This is a genomic window from Acinetobacter oleivorans DR1, from assembly GCF_000196795.1.
Taxonomy (GTDB): Bacteria; Pseudomonadota; Gammaproteobacteria; order Pseudomonadales; family Moraxellaceae; genus Acinetobacter; species Acinetobacter oleivorans.
The window spans coordinates 2470052-2485647 of the sequence record NC_014259.1; the positions used below are offsets into that span (position 1 = coordinate 2470052).

Below are 15596 nucleotides of genomic sequence, written 5' to 3' on the forward strand. Positions count from 1 at the left end.
GAGAACAATCAATCAGTCTATTCTCTTGAAATATCAAGCAATTATATTGCTTAACCCTGTTGGCATTTTACTTGCTAAGAACATTTATCACAGAAGCAAGTTTAATCGCCAAAATACTTTGTTGCCTGAAAATAAGTATTTAACTCATTTAACCATCATCAGCTAGTTCACAGGGGGAAAGTTTATGAGCCTCGGTCTAACCGCTCTAGAATTAGCGCGAATACAATTTGCTTTTACAGTATCCTTCCATATTATTTTTCCGGCCACCTCCATCGGTCTTGCCTGCTTTTTAGCAGTGCTAGAGTGGAAATGGTTAAGAACCCAAAACCCGATTTATAAAGATCTATTTAAATACTGGATTAAGATCTTTGCCGTTGCCTTTGGTATGGGTGTGGTCTCGGGCGTGGTCATGAGTTACCAGTTCGGTACTAACTGGAGTGAATTTTCACGCGTCGCCGGAAGTATTACTGGTCCTTTACTTACCTATGAAGTCTTGAGTGCCTTCTTCTTAGAAGCAGGTTTCTTAGGCATTATGTTATTTGGTTGGGGACGTGTCGGTCCTCGAGCCCATTTCTTCGCAACACTTATGGTGGCCATCGGAACATGTATTTCCATGTTCTGGATTTTATCTTCTAATAGCTGGATGCAGACACCTCAAGGCTTTGCCATCGAAAATGGCATTATTGTCCCAAAAGACTGGTTTGCAATTGTCTTTAACCCATCCTTCCCTTACCGCTTTGCCCACATGGGTGCTGCCGCCTTCTTAGTTTCATCATTATTGGTCGTCGGAACATCTGCATGGCATTTAGTAAAAGGCCGTCGTGATGAATTGGTGAAAAAATCGTTCTCGATGGGTCTCTGGATGGTGCTTGTGACTTCATGTTTACAAGTAGTAATTGGCGATAACCATGGTTTAAACACCCGTGAACATCAACCAGCCAAACTTGCCGCAATGGAAGGTCACTGGGAAACCAATCACAATGAACCTATGCCATTATTGCTATTTGCAATTCCAGATATGAAAGAAGAACGTAACCACTTCGAAGTGGGTGTTCCTTATTTGGGTAGCTTAATTTTAACGCATAGCTTAGATGGCCAAGTGACAGGCTTAAAAGATTTCGCACCTGAAGATCGTCCAAATTCAACGATTGTTTTCTGGAGCTTCCGTGTGATGGTGGGTCTTGGTGTACTCATGGTCACTTTGTCACTCATTGCGCTTTGGTTACGTAAGCGTGGAAAACTCTATGAAACTTCGTGGTTCCATAAATTTGCATTGGTGATGGGACCATCTGGTTATGTCGCTATGCTTGCAGGTTGGGTAACTACTGAGGTTGGCCGTCAGCCGTGGGTTGTATACGGCATTATGCGAACTAAAGATGGACTTTCACATACGGTTTCCGCAGATCAGGTCGGACTGAGCCTGTTTATTTTTGTGGTGGTCTATACCATCGTATTTGGTAGCGGTATTTACTACACCTTAAAACTAATTAACAAAGGTCCATCATTCATTGATTCACCAAATGTTGAAACTGGTGGCGTAGGACACTTTAAAACACCAATGCGTCCACTTAGTGCAGTCGATGAAAATATTGACAGCAAACAAAACTCTGGGGAGAACCGTCATGATTGATCTTTCTTTAATATGGGTCGGTATTATCGGTTTAGGTGTCATGATTTATGTGGTCATGGATGGCTTCGACTTAGGAATCGGGATCATGTTCCCCTTCATTAAGAACAGCCAAGAACGTGATGTGATGATGAATACCGTCGCCCCTGTCTGGGATGGTAACGAAACGTGGATGGTCCTTGGGGGTGCTGGTCTATATGCAGCATTTCCACTGGTCTATTCAACAGTTTTATCAGCACTCTATCTACCTATTATTTTCATGGTGATTGCCCTTATTTTCCGTGGCGTTGCTTTTGAATTCCGTTTTAAAGCTCATCGCACCAAACACCTTTGGGACTTGGCTTTTATTTGGGGTTCGGTTTTAACGAGCTTCCTTCAAGGGATTATTTTGGGTGCTTATATTCAAGGGATCAAAACCGAAAATGGTATTTATGCTGGTGGTCCATTTGACTGGTTATCTCCATTTACGATATTTACAGGTATCGGTGTAGTTGCGATGTATGCAACTTTGGGCTGTGGATGGCTGATCTTAAAAACTGAAAAAGGCTTACAGCAACGTATGTATGAGCTTATGCCTAAGCTAATTATTGCACTACTCATTATTTTTGGCGCTGTAAGTTTATATACGCCTTTGACTCATCCTGAAATTGCAGATCGCTGGTTCTCCTTACCAAATCTTTTCTATTTTAGTCCTGTACCTATTTTGGTCTTATTGTTTGTTGGCCTAATTTTATCGGCATGTAAAAAGCAGAATCACGACCTCAAACCATTTGCATATACATTGGCTCTCGTTTTCCTTGCATTTACTGGTTTTGTGATTAGTTTATGGCCCTATATTATTCCGCCATCAGTCACCATCTGGCAGGCTGCAGCACCTCATTCAAGCCAAATGTTTGCTCTGGTCGGTGCACTTATTTTGATTCCAATCATTATTGCTTACACCATTGTGTCTTATTGGGTATTTAGAGACAAAGTCCGTGTAGGTGATGAAGGCTATCATTAAGTATGGAGGGTTTTATGAAAAAGTCATCCGTTAAACTCAACCAAACCCAATGGTTTATTCTGCTATGGCTTGGAGGTTTTTTTGCCCTAGCTGTGATTGCGGGATTGTTTAAAGTGATATTGATTTATGCAGCCCCTTACTTAAAGTAATTCCAACTTTCTAAACAAATGCCGTTTGTAGATTCTGCAAACGGCATTTATTATTGATTCAGTGCATCTTTTTTTATTTCGTGCAGCTCATACATGTATAAATCAGAACAACTCGCTCATAGCATTCGCCAACTCATTGAAAGTGGCACTTTAAGTGCGCATGAAAAATTACCGTCATTGAGAGATCAGGTACAACGCTCTGGCTTTAGTTTAATGACCGTAATGAATGCTTATCAGGAGCTTGAATCACAAGGTCTGATCTATTCAAAAGAAAAATCTGGGTACTTTGTTGCCGAGCAAATTGCACTAAAGCCACTCGAACAATATTCAGTTGTTTCGCTCAATTCTAAAATTGAAATTAATTCCTTAGTTTTTAAATATCTTAAGTCAATTCAACATGAATCTGTCGTACCTTTTGGTTCAGCTTTTCCCGACAGTCAGCTTTTAACAGCTCCCAAACTCATTCAAATTATGGGACAGCTTGCGCGGCAAAGACAAAGTTATGACCAGACCACAAGCCTACCTCCAGGCAATTTAGCCTTAAGAAAACTGATTGCTCAGCGCTACTGTATGCAAGGCATACAGACTGATCCAGATGACATTGTCATTACATCTGGAGGTTTAGATGCATTGAACCTTTCGCTACAAGCTGTCGCTCAACCCGGCGATTATATTTTATTACAGCAAACTGTGTTTTATGGGGCTTGGCAAGCCGCCGAGCGTTTAGGGCTTAAAGTGATTACCATTCCTGAACATCCTCAGCATGGTTTTGACTTAGAAGCTTTTGAACAGGTCATTCAAACATATCCAATCAAGGTGTGCTGGCTCATGCTGAATGCCCACAACCCGATTGGTTTTACAGTCAGTGATGACATTAAATATAAAATTGCCAAGTTGCTTCACGAACATCAAATCTATTTAATTGAAGATGATGTGTATGAAGAGCTTTTTTATGGCGGCCAAAAACCACTTTCAATGAAGTATTTTGATCAACAAAATCTGGTGCTTCACTGCTCTTCTTTTTCTAAAACTTTAGGCGCAGGCTTTCGGGTCGGTTGGGTCTATGCCGGTAAATTTTCGGACCATATTCAACACTTACAGCTCATGAGTACTATTTCAGTCAATGCACTCATTCAAAATGCGCTAGTTGAATTTCTGTCTCATCATCATTATGAAAAACACTTACGTACGCTTAGGCTTTCACTTGAACGTTATAAAAAGCAGTTTTATCACTATTTAAAACAACATTTACCTAGCTCTTGCGAAGTGTATTACTACCCAAGTGGCTATTTTCTATGGGTCAAACTCCCTAGTACGCTAGACAGTATGCAAGTTTATGAAGCGTTGATTCAGCAAGACATTGGCGTTGCACCAAGCCCTCTGTTTAGTGTTTTACCCGCACAGCAGCATTATTTGCGAATCAACTGCTCTTTTGAATGGAACACTAAAATTCAAAATGCATTAGATCAGGTTATCAAAACCATTCAACAAAGAGTTGAAGCAAGTCTCTAAAGAAATGCTTCGACCTAAGCACAATTTTATAGTCTTTATTTTGTGTTAACTTTATAGCTCAAATCTATAGTTTTAAGGGAAACAGGTTCAAGGAATTAATATGGAAATTGATGAAGAACTCACCCTTAAAAAAATACAGATTTTTTTGGCTTTCATGCGCTGTGGAAATTTGTCTAAAACAGCCACAGAAATGCAGCTGAGTAATGTCAGTGTTCATAAAGCCTTACATTCTTTAGAAAGCGCTTTACGTTGTCCTCTTTTTAAAAATGAAGGCCGTAACCTCATTCCTTTAAAAAGTGCTTATGTCTTTGAGGAACGGGCACAAAAAATAGTACAAGACATTTTTATCACCGTAAATAAAACCAGAGAAGCCGCTGGCTTTGCAGCTAAGGTTTTACATTTAGGATCTCTTTATTCTTTGACGGTAAACACCATTCCAAATGTGATTAGCGGTCTTAAACTCAGACGTAGTGAGCTTGATATTCAACTATTGCTGAGTTCAAATCAGGATTTAGTGAAAAAGCTGAAAGCAACTGAGCTTGATGCCATTATCGTAGCTCTTAATGAAACCACTCAAGATGATGACTTTGAAATTTTGCCAATGTTTTCAGATGACATTTTTCTGGCAGTCAATAAAGATTCAAAATATGCCGATTTTAAAGACATTGATTTAAGCCTTTTAAAAGAAGAAACTTTTTTAACTTTAACTAAGGGTTTTGCAACTCATAACGACAGCGACATTATTTTTAAAAAAGCAGGTTTTTCACCAAAAGTTGCTTTACAGGTCAATGATATTTTTACCTTAATTAGTATGGTCAGCTCAGGTGTCGGTTTTGCTCTACTACCCGGCCGTATTTCTGCAGTTTATGAAAGCTCAGTAAAACTTATTCCACTAAAACAGCAATATCACATGCAACAAGAAATCGGTCTGGTCTTTTTAAAAAGTAAGGAACGAGACCCTAACTTACTTGCTCTGATTGCTGAATGTCGAATGTTTGCCTCTAATTTCAAAAATAAAAAAGACCGTTGTTAATAGCAACGGCCTTTTTGACTGAATATTAAATACTGATTAACCGACTAAAGCTTTAACCGCGAAGAACAAAACAGTCGGTCCCATTAAGCAACCAAGACCTGTATGGAACGTTGCTGTAAGCGCACCGTAAGGAACCAAACGGCGATCTGTAGCTGCTAAACCAGCCGACACACCACTCACAGTTCCAGCTAAGCCACCAAAAATCATGGCAGAACGTGGATTGTCTAATCCCATAAATTTTGCTGTAAGCGGTGTTGAAACCATTACACAAATCGCTTTCACCAGCCCCGTTGCAATGGAAAGCGCCATGACCTCAGAACTTGCTCCAATGGCAGCACCTGTCACTGGTCCCACAATATAAGTCACTGCACCCGCACCAATTGTAGTAATACTCACAGCATCACGATAACCAAAAATCCAAGCAAACATACAACCAACAATAAATGGCAAAATAGTTCCGAGAAATAAAGAGAAGGCACCAATAAACCCGGCTTTTTTCGCCTCAGTCGCTTGTACCTCAAATGCAGTTGCGACAATGGTAAAGTCACGAAGCATTGCACCGCCCATGAGTCCGACACCGGTAAAGAGTGCAAGATCGGTTATACCTTTTTCACCACCTGTCATTTTTCCGCCAAACCATGCCAAGATTAAACCAATCACAATCGCAATTGCTGAAGCATGTACACGCCCATTGGTTAAATATTTAGATAGCTTGGTCGACAACCACATAATTAAAGCAATTAAGGCGAAAGCTGTAATTAAACCTAAATGGGTTAAGTCCTTTAATAATAATTCAACCATGAACTTTGCCTCCAATGCGGTTTAATGTGGTGTCTTCTTCCTTCGGTAAAGGGCTTGCCTTGTTATAGCGGCTTAAGCCTGCAATGGTCAGTGTACAAACAATAACTGAAACTACCGCAGCGAAGAGTGCCATATGTCCACTAGATAATGCTGTAACCACATTTTGTTGTGCTGCCATGGCAACAACAACAGGAATGTACATGGTGCCCCAGAATGAAACGCCTTTTTCGGTTTCAACTGTCATAACACCACGTTTTTCCATCCATAACCGTATGCAAATGAGTAAAATCATGGCGATACCCACGCCACCAACATTGGACTTTACACCCAATAAAACGCCCAACAAATCGCCAACAATAACACCCACCAAGGTGCAAAGTGCGAGTAAACCAACTCCATATATAATCATGACAATCCCTCATATCCTTGGATCATTTATGCTTTTGTAAAATTTGACTCAAAAAGAAAAACTATTTGCCTGTTCTTTTTGCATTGCCATCTGAATAGTGTCTATGCGTGTCCCTTGAAATGACAACACGGTTCCTTCTTTAAATGTTCGACGTGCAAGTGTAGTAAGCACCGTTCCCGGCAAAGCTTCGATCTGTAACCTCACACCTCGCTCCCATGCAGCTTGGATGGTACTTTCCCAATCTACAGTTCGACTCATATTAAAAGCCAAGTCATCACTAATCTGTTCTGGCCTGCTAAGCGTACGAGCCGTTGTACCACTTAAATAACGTATTTTAGGCTGCTTTAAAGTCACTCCCTCCATAGACGCTGCAAGTTGCGTTGCTTGCTGACTTAATAATTCACAGTGCGATGGCACCGATACATCTAATTTTTTTGCCACCACACCTTGTTGCCTAGCCAAAACAGCAACTTGGTTCATAGCTTTAAAACTTCCTGAAATAACAATTTGATTATGTGCATTAATATTTGCGACAAACACCTCTGGCGTTATTTCATAAATCTGTTTGACCCATGTTTCAACAGCTGCACGGTCTGTACCAATCAGAGCTGTCATGCCATATCCAGTGGGGTAAGCGTTTTGCATAAGTTCACCTCGATAGGCAACTAAACGAACGGCATCCTCAAAGGCTAAAACTCCTGCTACAACCGCAGCCGACCATGCACCAATTGATAAACCTGCTACATAATCTGGTGTTAAGTTTTCCGCTGTTAATAAGGCTGAACTCATCACACCTGAAATCAATAAACAAAGCTGTACTGCACGTGTCGACTGCAATGCAGCCGGACTATCTAGCATCAAGACATCTTCTTTGAGTACATCCGATGCACGCTCAAGGTATTCTTTAACTAGAGCGGTTTGAGGTAAGTCGTGCAACATATTGCTTCGTTGCACACCTTGCCCCGGATATACCCAAATTGAAGCCATGATATCTATTCCCTAATTCCATGGGTTTTCTACTAAAACAGCACCATCAGGACGTTTCAATAGAACTTTTCCACTATTCCCAGCCCATTCTTTTAACGCCAACCCACCTTGCGGAAGTTGTAGCTGTATATCCACATTCAGCCCTGCTTGCTGAAAATTTTCGAGTAGCTCAATCGCCTGCTTTTTGGCAAAAGGTTGTTCAGCTCGAATCAACAAATCAATGTCACTTTGCTCGGTTACTGTTTTAATGCCCGTTGCCAGTTCAAACCCAAAACTTCCTGTATATCCCCAACATCCTGAAAATTTTTTCATGATGCTAGAAATGCTCTGTAAACGTTCTGCTAAGTGCTCAAACTGCTGCGTATCTACATGAGTCAATTCTTCGGGTTTAAGTTGTCTGTTAATAGCAATTCTTGGCATTTGAGCTGCATATCGTTGATGACGAAATTGCCCCCTTACACCCACAGCCACCTGATTTTCAGGAGTAATTGCCCGTCGAACCACAACAGGATCACCTCGTTGCAATACCTCTTTTACCCAATGCGGAGCATCAGCGGCTAAGCAATCGACCGTCATGCCCCACAGTAAATCATGGGCTTCGAGATTAAGTTTCATGACCATTGCTCGCGCAATAATTCACGGACTTTTTTAGACATTTGACGGTTTTGGCCGTGAAGTCTTTGTTCCAATCCTCTAGATTGATCAGCATTAATTTCTTTAAACGCTTGAGCAATTGCCTGCTTCGCTAACGAAAGATCATCGTTTGTCGGTTGTTCAGGGTTTTCGACAGATAACAGTTCAGATAACAAACCAAGCGTGGCATAACTTTCAATGTCATAAGCCATTGGAGGAATGCTTGATGCCAATTGCTCTAACTCATCAACCGACCGTAAGGTAACGCGTGCAGCAGATTCCTTACCCATTGCATGCACCATAACACCTGAATCTTTTAAGGCAATAATACGATTGGCTTGGTATCCATGCGCCAAGAAAGCACCCGACATTGACTTACCAACCAATAAACTGACAACAGGATGGCCTGCCAACCTAGCCCTAGCATAGCTATCTACTGCACCCGCTAAAGCTTGATGAATACCCAATAATTCTTCACGGCGCCCATAGGCCTGACTTGGCACATCAACCAAGCATAAAATGCCGCGTTTAGTTTCAGCCTGTGCATCGGCTTGAATCACGTCATCAACCGCTTTTGCCAAGCTCCAGCCTTCCAGCAGTCCAACTTCACCTTGTCCCGCGCGTGGGAACAAATTATTACTGTCATGGACAACTGCAATCACACGTACTGCTTGCTGATCAATCTGACCATCAGCCACCCAAATAGAAGCTGGAAAACCTTCAATTGTCTTAAAGCCCTGCGTGAGTGCTTTAAACCAATGTGCACCACGAGTAGACGCTTTTAATGTATCAACGGCGATATTCATACTTGTTCTCCTTGATACAAAGCTTGAACCTGTGCTGGGGTAATCTGCTCAGCAGTATCGACTTGTTGTAGCTTCGCTAAATAGAATGAGTAGTTTGAACTACGATGCTGCTGAGGCACGCCTTGAGTTAAATAATCGATGACTTGCTCACGAATTTTCTGGCGATCATCGTCAATATAAGCATCTGCCAAACCACTAGCGAAACGCTGATTACCACCCGTAATACTCCATATAAATGGACGATCTTTGGCGTTGTATTCTTGTACCCCAGCTTCCTGCTCAATTACTTGCGGGCCATTTAAGCCTAAACGTCCTTCTTGTGTCATTACAATATAGCTACATAGACCAGCCGCAATTGACATACCACCGAAGCACCCTACACTGCCTGCGACCACAGCAATCACGGGTTGATACTGCCGTAAGTTCACAATTGCAGCCTGAATTTCAGCAATTGCAGCCAAACCCAGATTTGCTTCTTGTAAGCGAACACCGCCCGTCTCTAATAGTAAAATTGCCGCTGTTGGAATCCCTTTCATATTGTCTTCAACTGCAAGTTCTAAGGCACCTGCAATTTTGGCACCACCCACCTCGCCTAAACTTCCACCTTGAAATAAACCTTCAATTGAAATTAAAACCACTGGGCGTTTTTGAATAGATCCTTTTGCAACCACCACACCATCATCGGCTTGCGGCACAATATTTTGCTTAACGAGCCAAGGCGACATAACACGTGCAAATGGGTCGAGTAGCTCTCGAAAAGTCCCTTCATCTAATAGCGCTTTGGTACGCTCTCTGGCGCTGAGTTCAATAAAATCTTGTTTATTTAACAAACTCTGAATATCAGTCATGAGTTATCTCCTCCAATGCTTGTTCCAGACGTAAGCGAACGACACCGGGAGTTGCACCAAAGTCATGAATATCAATATTGACCGCTGGCGGTATTTGCGCAGTAAAAATTCGTTCAAAAAGATTGTGCCAACGTGCTGCACTGCCATCTACCGAAGTCACCACGTGAATAGAAGCTTTTCCTGTTTCGCCAGGTTCCATCAAAATTTCTAAATCACCAGAGCCAACACATCCTACTAGTGCTTTTTTTACAGGTGGCTCTGTGGCCACAAATTCAAAATGAAGTGTTTCCATAATTAAAATCCCTTTTTATTTTTCACAGATGACTGCTCAGCACGATCTATAAACAATGTTGCTGCCAACAAATCTGCGACACCACCAGCAGAAGCCTTCACCCTAAGCAAGTCAATCTCTAAAAGATGCAAAGCACGTCGACCTTCCAAGCTTGAGCTGCCACCCAAATCGAGTACTTGCTGAGCACCTTGTTGCATACGCTTTAAACCAGATGTTCCAGAGCGATAAAGCACACAGGTATCGGTCAGGTTGGTCATCATCGCAAGTAAGGCATCTAAGCGAGCGAACTCTTCTTTCATGGGTTTACTACGACTTTGGTAAAGCTGCTTTAAACCAAAATTCACAATAGTTGGAAAACCTTGTTGAGCCTGTTCTTTGGCACCTAAGATGCCTAATTTCTTTTGTACTTGTTGACCATGACTCAAGGCCTGCTTTGGAATAAAACGATCTTCAAGCTGAGCAATCTGGCCTGCTAACTGGCATAGCTCAACAGCCGATAAGTATTGTTGATTCGTGCGTGCCAATGCTGCTGCCGTAACCATTAAACCCAACGCCCAAATTGCACCGCGGTGTGTGTTGACACTATTTGTCGCCAACATCATGGTCTTTTCACCTTGGCGGCCAATTTCACCAATGTCTTCACGCAAGGCCAAACAGACTTTTCCATGATGCTTTGCAGCTTGGGCCATTGCATCAAACATAGGCCTTAAACTTTTCGCAGAGCGCTCCATTAATTCCAAAGTCAGGTCATCATGTGCACCACTGCCACGGCGATCTACCAAGGCTGGTTTAGGCGTCAGATTAACTTCATCAATTAAAGCCTCGACCGCCATATCTGCTAAAAGCTGACTATCGCTAAGTGTTTGATATTGAACTTGTGCCATCATCACCAACTCCTGAATTTTGCAGGTGGTTGATATAAACCATCTGACCATGTCACCAAGTCGGCAATATTTTTTGCAGCTAAAAGCTCCCGTGTTGCATCGGTACGACGAATGCCTAAATCTTCAGGGAATACCACCAAGCCTTCGCTTCTTAAACGTGCTGTTGTTTTAGGGTCCTGAGTTAAACCAATACTGGTCACGCCTGCCACCGCAGCAATCATGGCTTGGCGCTCTTCTTGGCTGCTTGCTTTATATAGATAAGCGATGCCTTCTTCGGTGAGTAAGTGAGTGACATCATCGCCATAAATCATAATCGGTGCTAAAGGTAGGCCAGCCGTTTTAGCCACATCAATTGCATCGAGACGCTCTACAAAAGTTGGCTTACCGCCCTCTTGGAAAGTTTCCACCATTTGCACCACCAGTTTTTTACCACGTGCCAAATAAGTTTCTGTTTCATTAGCACCTTGCAAACGCATATCTAACCATGCTGGCGTATCGTGACGACGGCCACGCGGATCATGCCCCATATTTGGTGCACCACCGAAACCAGCCAAACGACCTTTGGTAACAGTCGAAGAATGGCCCATGCCATCAACTTGCAAAGTTGCGCCAATAAACAAATCAACGGCGTACTGACCTGCAAGCTGACACATCATACGGTTGGAACGTAAAGCGCCATCACGACCTGTAAAGAACACGTCGGGACGAGCTGCAACATATTTTTCCATACCGAGTTCGGTACCAAAACAATGCACGCTTTCAACCCAACCTGTTTCAATCGCTGGAATTAAGGTTGGATGCGGATTCAGAGTCCAGTTTCGGCAAATTTTTCCTTTTAAACCTAACGACTCACCATAGGTCGGTAAAATCAGTTCAATTGCTGCCGTATTAAAACCAATCCCATGGTTTAACGATTGCACATTATGCTTCTCATAAATTCCGCGAATTGCCATCATTGCCATGAGTACATGCACAGGCTTGATATGTTTCGGGTCACGGGTAAACAAGGGTTCGATATAAAATGGCTGGTCTGCAACCACTACATAATCCACCCAAGAGGCAGGAATATCGACACGTGGTAACTCTGAGACGTCATCGACCAGTTCATTCACCTGAACAATCACAATACCGTCACTAAAAGCCGCAGGTTCAATAAGTGCTGGAGAATCTTCGGTACTTGGACCTGTATAGATATTGCCTTGACGGTCTGCCATAAAGCCCGCCGAGAGCACCACATTTGGAATAAGGTCAACCACCAAACGTGAATACAATTCGATATAAGTGTGTATGGCACCAATCTCTAGCAGTCCATCTTCAATTAACTGGCTAATGCGTAAACTTTGTGGGCCAGCAAAAGAAAAATCGAGCTTACGCGCAATGCCTTTTTCAAACAGATCAAGATGTTCCGAACGCCCAACACTTGGCATGATCATATGTAAATCATGCAAAACATCTGGATTGGTTTGTGCTAAAGAACGCGAAAGGAAATCTGCCTGCTTTTGGTTATTCCCTTCGAGTACAACTCTGTCACCTGGTGTAATTAAGGTTTCTAAAACTTTAATAATGTCTTGAGTTGGAATCACCACACCGTCGGTATATTGGTTTGCCATCTCTAGTTTTAATTGTTTGGCATGACGCCGCTTTGTCCATAACCGTTCTTTATTCTGAACTGATCCTTCCATGTGCTTACCTATATAGATCGCAGTTTTGTTCTGTATCTATAAAAACGCTTTATGGAGTTTCGATCAATCAACCTACATGAGCAGTTATTAACTTCAGGTTAATGATTTATTTTAAGGTGGCTGAAAAAGAATTTGAGAGAATAGACATATTAAATGTCTTAAATAAATAGACTTATTTAGAAAAATTGGGGCTTCAATTGTTTTGTATCAAACTATCAGATGATAGAATATTAAGTCTGATTATTCAGCTGCAATTACTTGATAAAAAATAGTTTATGCCAAAGAAATATTGTTATAACTACCACCAAGAACACCTCAACATTTTCAAGCTGAGCTGTTGATACTTTCTTCTTATATAAAAACTCAGCACCCAAACTCATCGATTAACACATATAATTAAAGGCTCTCATGCTTCAAAATACGATGCATCGCCAAGTTCTTATTTTGGCGAGTTCTCAGTCACTTTACCAAACCGTATCGATCATGGTCATGACGATTGGTGGTTTGGCTGGGGCAAATATTTCTAATACACCGATACTTGCAACTTTACCCATCGCATCTATGTTTTTGGGTACAGCCTTAATGATGTTCCCTGCATCAATGTTGATGGCACATGTGGGACGGCGTAAGGGTTTTCTTTTCGGCGCTTTTTTAGGTGTAATTGGCGGTATTATTGCCGCCATTGGTATCTTTTATAGTTCACTTATTCTCTTAGCCTTAGGCACGTTATGTATTGGCGCATATCAATCCTTTGCCCAGTTTTATCGTTTTGCTGCCAGTGAAGTAGCAGATGATGCATTCCGTTCACGTGCTATCTCTTGGGTTATGGCAGGTGGAATTGTTGCCGCACTGATTGGTCCGACTTTGGCGCGCTTTGGTGGCCCATTATTTCAACATTTAGAATATATCGGTTCATTTTTAATTATTAGTATCATTTCACTTGTGGCAATGGGCATTTTATCTAGCCTACATATTGCCAATACAGTTGAGCAAAAATCTGATTTTACTGCTGGTCGCCCATGGCAAAAGATTATTTTTCAGCCTACCTATTTAGTTGCTTTGTTTGGTGCCGTAACAGGCTACGGCATCATGATTTTAGGTATGACCGCAACACCCATAGCCATGCGACATTCACATCATGAACTAGGCACGATTACAACCGTCATTCAGCTTCATGTGCTTGGTATGTTCCTACCTTCATTCTTTACTGGACATTTAATCGCCCGATTTGGTGTGCTTAAAATCATGTTTGCCGGTCTTATATTATTTGCTTGCTATATTGGTTTTTCCCTCTCGGGTATTCAGTTCGCATCTTTTGCAATCTCACTCATTTTATTAGGTGTGGGTTGGAACTTTTTATTTATTGGTAGCACGTCTTTGCTTACCGGAACGTATACAGCGGCTGAAAAAGCCAAGGCTCAAGCCATTAACGACATGACTGTTTTTGTTGTCGGTTTAATTTGTTCTTTTAGCGCAGGTGCTTTACTCGATTTATTTGGCTGGGAAGCAATGAATATTGCTTTAGTACCGTGGTTGGTTATTGCAGGGGTTTCTCTTTTTTGGTTAAGCCAAAAAAGAGAAAAGCAGCTTATTTAAATCATTCCTAACGCGGTTTATTCAACATCCATTCCAGATTTTGGTGAACCGCAGGCCATTCATGTTTTAAAATGCTATAAACATGGGTGTCTCGCAAAATATCATCTTTCACAATTTGATGGCTTCTCAGCACACCATCAAGCTTTGCTCCCAAACGCAGAATTGCAGTTTGACTTTGAACATTTAAAGAAGATGTGCGTAACTCAACCGCAATACAGTTTAAAGTCTCAAATGCATGAGCCAACAATAGCTTTTTACACTCGGTATTTACAGGCGAACGCTGTGCAGACTTACGGTACCACGTCGACCCAATTTCTACACGGCGATGGGCTTCTTCAATATGCATTAAAGTTGTCATACCTAACGCCCGACCTGTTTTTCGGTCTTCAATATAAAAAGGCAACATAGAACCAGAATTTTGCAAACCGAGACGTCTTTCAATTTCAGCAGTCATATGTTCAGGTCTTGGCACACGGGTATACCAAAGATTATAGAGTTCCCCATCACAAACAGCCTCCGCCAGTAATTCAGCTTGAGTTAAGTCTAAGGGCTTTAAAATAACGTGCTCACCTACCAACTCAACAGGTGTAGTAAAAGACATCTTTGTCTCCTCAATTGATATTAAAGTTTTATATTTTCAAAATTATTTATTTAACTCAGCCACACTATACATAGCGTCTGCTATGGTTTGATGACCAGATTTCGATAGGCCATCTGCCGCGCCCAAAATGTCTCGACGTTCTTTGTTTTGCCCAAGTTTTGATTTGCCTTGCAGCCTGGTAATTTCAATCTCAATACCTACAATGGCTTTTAACATCGGTTCAAGATAGTCCTTTGGTGCATCGGACATTTTCCATGGTTCAGGTTGAGATGTTTCATGGGTACGAGTTAAACGAGCCACAACACCACGGACGTAACGTTCATCATCTCGAATGGTTACTTTGCCATAAGCATGCACAACCCTATAGTTCCATGTCGGTACTTGTCTGTGCTGTTCATGTTTGGATGGGTACCAGTTTGGTGAAATATAAGCATCGCCCGCTTGAAACACGACCAACACCTCATCTCCATTTTTAATGTCCTGCCAGACTGGATTAACTCTAGACACATGCGCACGTAGTACACCCAATTCCCCTTCGCTTGCCTGTAATTCAAATGGAAGATGATTTGCATCTAAGCCATTACCTCCATGAGTAAAAAGCACACCAAATGGATATTCGGTAATAAGAGAATGCAATACGTTCAAACGGTTTTCTGCATAATCATCGGGGATATACATGGCTCAAAACCTCGCTGTAAATATCAGGATTATTTATATTTTGTGTTGTAAATTT

General features: G+C 41.8%; 17 protein-coding genes. 6 read left to right on the plus strand and 11 right to left on the minus strand.

Annotated elements, in window-relative coordinates; all coding sequences use genetic code 11:
* The first annotated feature begins 184 nt into the window (after positions 1–184).
* The 5 genes from AOLE_RS11540 (at position 185) to AOLE_RS11555 (ending at position 5324) form a co-directional block, all read left to right on the plus strand.
* On the plus strand, positions 185–1630 hold the full coding sequence (locus AOLE_RS11540) for a cytochrome ubiquinol oxidase subunit I (RefSeq protein ID WP_013198175.1): 1446 nt from the start codon (positions 185–187) through the stop codon (positions 1628–1630).
* On the plus strand, positions 1623–2630 hold the full coding sequence (gene cydB / locus AOLE_RS11545; RefSeq protein WP_013198176.1) for a cytochrome d ubiquinol oxidase subunit II: 1008 nt from the start codon (positions 1623–1625) through the stop codon (positions 2628–2630). Before AOLE_RS11540 ends, cydB begins: the two co-directional genes overlap by 8 nt.
* A gap of 14 nt (positions 2631–2644) precedes the next feature.
* The gene (locus tag AOLE_RS19905; RefSeq protein WP_023274259.1) at positions 2645–2779 is read left to right on the plus strand and encodes a hypothetical protein; all 135 of its coding nucleotides are present in this window, start codon (positions 2645–2647) and stop codon (positions 2777–2779) included.
* Between the two features lie 93 nt (positions 2780–2872).
* A complete protein-coding gene (locus AOLE_RS11550; RefSeq protein WP_013198178.1) occupies positions 2873–4291 on the plus strand; it encodes an aminotransferase-like domain-containing protein in 1419 nt (472 codons plus the stop codon).
* A gap of 100 nt (positions 4292–4391) precedes the next feature.
* Positions 4392–5324 (plus strand): LysR family transcriptional regulator, encoded by a 933-nt coding sequence (locus AOLE_RS11555; protein ID WP_005132240.1) that lies wholly within the window; start codon positions 4392–4394, stop codon positions 5322–5324.
* A 36-nt stretch (positions 5325–5360) separates the two neighbouring features.
* On the opposite strand, the gene madM is transcribed toward AOLE_RS11555, so the two are convergent.
* The 9 genes from madM to mdcA are packed head-to-tail and all read right to left on the minus strand — an operon-like array spanning position 5361 to position 12666.
* On the minus strand, positions 5361–6125 hold the full coding sequence (gene madM, locus AOLE_RS11560) for a malonate transporter subunit MadM (RefSeq protein ID WP_009388184.1): 765 nt from the start codon (positions 6123–6125) through the stop codon (positions 5361–5363).
* The gene (gene madL / locus AOLE_RS11565) at positions 6118–6534 is read right to left on the minus strand and encodes a malonate transporter subunit MadL (RefSeq protein WP_005132242.1); all 417 of its coding nucleotides are present in this window, start codon (positions 6532–6534) and stop codon (positions 6118–6120) included. The genes madM and madL overlap by 8 nt, the downstream gene beginning before the upstream one ends.
* Positions 6535–6582: 48 nt before the next feature.
* On the minus strand, positions 6583–7521 hold the full coding sequence (gene mdcH, locus AOLE_RS11570; protein WP_013198179.1) for a malonate decarboxylase subunit epsilon: 939 nt from the start codon (positions 7519–7521) through the stop codon (positions 6583–6585).
* A 12-nt stretch (positions 7522–7533) separates the two neighbouring features.
* A complete protein-coding gene (locus AOLE_RS11575) occupies positions 7534–8142 on the minus strand; it encodes a malonate decarboxylase holo-ACP synthase (protein WP_081399166.1) in 609 nt (202 codons plus the stop codon).
* Complete coding sequence (gene mdcE, locus AOLE_RS11580) at positions 8133–8960, minus strand: biotin-independent malonate decarboxylase subunit gamma (RefSeq protein ID WP_013198181.1); 828 nt, start codon at positions 8958–8960, stop codon at positions 8133–8135. The genes AOLE_RS11575 and mdcE overlap by 10 nt, the downstream gene beginning before the upstream one ends.
* The gene (locus AOLE_RS11585) at positions 8957–9808 is read right to left on the minus strand and encodes a biotin-independent malonate decarboxylase subunit beta (protein WP_013198182.1); all 852 of its coding nucleotides are present in this window, start codon (positions 9806–9808) and stop codon (positions 8957–8959) included. Before AOLE_RS11585 ends, mdcE begins: the two co-directional genes overlap by 4 nt.
* Positions 9801–10100, minus strand: a complete 300-nt coding sequence (locus AOLE_RS11590; RefSeq protein ID WP_013198183.1) for a malonate decarboxylase subunit delta — start codon at positions 10098–10100, stop codon at positions 9801–9803. The genes AOLE_RS11585 and AOLE_RS11590 overlap by 8 nt, the downstream gene beginning before the upstream one ends.
* A 2-nt stretch (positions 10101–10102) precedes the next feature.
* Positions 10103–10987 (minus strand): triphosphoribosyl-dephospho-CoA synthase, encoded by an 885-nt coding sequence (locus AOLE_RS11595; protein WP_013198184.1) that lies wholly within the window; start codon positions 10985–10987, stop codon positions 10103–10105.
* Positions 10987–12666, minus strand: a complete 1680-nt coding sequence (gene mdcA / locus AOLE_RS11600) for a malonate decarboxylase subunit alpha (RefSeq protein WP_013198185.1) — start codon at positions 12664–12666, stop codon at positions 10987–10989. The genes AOLE_RS11595 and mdcA overlap by 1 nt, the downstream gene beginning before the upstream one ends.
* Before the next feature lie 408 nt (positions 12667–13074).
* Between mdcA and AOLE_RS11605 the strand changes: the two genes are divergently transcribed.
* Positions 13075–14262: an MFS transporter gene (locus AOLE_RS11605; protein ID WP_005304361.1), complete on the plus strand. Its 1188-nt coding sequence runs from the start codon at positions 13075–13077 to the stop codon at positions 14260–14262.
* Positions 14263–14269: 7 nt separating this feature from the next.
* On the opposite strand, the gene AOLE_RS11610 is transcribed toward AOLE_RS11605, so the two are convergent.
* Both AOLE_RS11610 and AOLE_RS11615 read right to left on the minus strand, forming a co-directional pair.
* Positions 14270–14863 carry a GNAT family N-acetyltransferase gene (locus AOLE_RS11610; protein WP_005304360.1) on the minus strand — a complete coding sequence of 198 codons (594 nt, stop codon included), beginning with the start codon at positions 14861–14863 and terminating at the stop codon, positions 14270–14272.
* 42 nt (positions 14864–14905) lie between these two features.
* Positions 14906–15541 (minus strand): FMN-binding negative transcriptional regulator, encoded by a 636-nt coding sequence (locus tag AOLE_RS11615; protein WP_005304357.1) that lies wholly within the window; start codon positions 15539–15541, stop codon positions 14906–14908.
* Positions 15542–15596: the final 55 nt, after the last annotated feature.

Coding starts and splice junctions, on each gene's coding strand:
- madM (WP_009388184.1), bottom strand. CDS start 6,125: ATGGTTGAATTATTATTAAAGGACTTAACCCATTTAGGTTTAATTACA.
- AOLE_RS11575 (WP_081399166.1), bottom strand. CDS start 8,142: ATGGTCATGAAACTTAATCTCGAAGCCCATGATTTACTGTGGGGCATG.
- AOLE_RS11615 (WP_005304357.1), bottom strand. CDS start 15,541: ATGTATATCCCCGATGATTATGCAGAAAACCGTTTGAACGTATTGCAT.
- AOLE_RS11605 (WP_005304361.1), top strand. CDS start 13,075: ATGCTTCAAAATACGATGCATCGCCAAGTTCTTATTTTGGCGAGTTCT.
- mdcH (WP_013198179.1), bottom strand. CDS start 7,521: ATGGCTTCAATTTGGGTATATCCGGGGCAAGGTGTGCAACGAAGCAAT.
- AOLE_RS11550 (WP_013198178.1), top strand. CDS start 2,873: ATGTATAAATCAGAACAACTCGCTCATAGCATTCGCCAACTCATTGAA.
- AOLE_RS11585 (WP_013198182.1), bottom strand. CDS start 9,808: ATGACTGATATTCAGAGTTTGTTAAATAAACAAGATTTTATTGAACTC.
- AOLE_RS11540 (WP_013198175.1), top strand. CDS start 185: ATGAGCCTCGGTCTAACCGCTCTAGAATTAGCGCGAATACAATTTGCT.
- mdcE (WP_013198181.1), bottom strand. CDS start 8,960: ATGAATATCGCCGTTGATACATTAAAAGCGTCTACTCGTGGTGCACAT.
- madL (WP_005132242.1), bottom strand. CDS start 6,534: ATGATTATATATGGAGTTGGTTTACTCGCACTTTGCACCTTGGTGGGT.
- AOLE_RS11610 (WP_005304360.1), bottom strand. CDS start 14,863: ATGTCTTTTACTACACCTGTTGAGTTGGTAGGTGAGCACGTTATTTTA.
- AOLE_RS11590 (WP_013198183.1), bottom strand. CDS start 10,100: ATGGAAACACTTCATTTTGAATTTGTGGCCACAGAGCCACCTGTAAAA.
- mdcA (WP_013198185.1), bottom strand. CDS start 12,666: ATGGAAGGATCAGTTCAGAATAAAGAACGGTTATGGACAAAGCGGCGT.
- AOLE_RS19905 (WP_023274259.1), top strand. CDS start 2,645: ATGAAAAAGTCATCCGTTAAACTCAACCAAACCCAATGGTTTATTCTG.
- cydB (WP_013198176.1), top strand. CDS start 1,623: ATGATTGATCTTTCTTTAATATGGGTCGGTATTATCGGTTTAGGTGTC.
- AOLE_RS11555 (WP_005132240.1), top strand. CDS start 4,392: ATGGAAATTGATGAAGAACTCACCCTTAAAAAAATACAGATTTTTTTG.
- AOLE_RS11595 (WP_013198184.1), bottom strand. CDS start 10,987: ATGATGGCACAAGTTCAATATCAAACACTTAGCGATAGTCAGCTTTTA.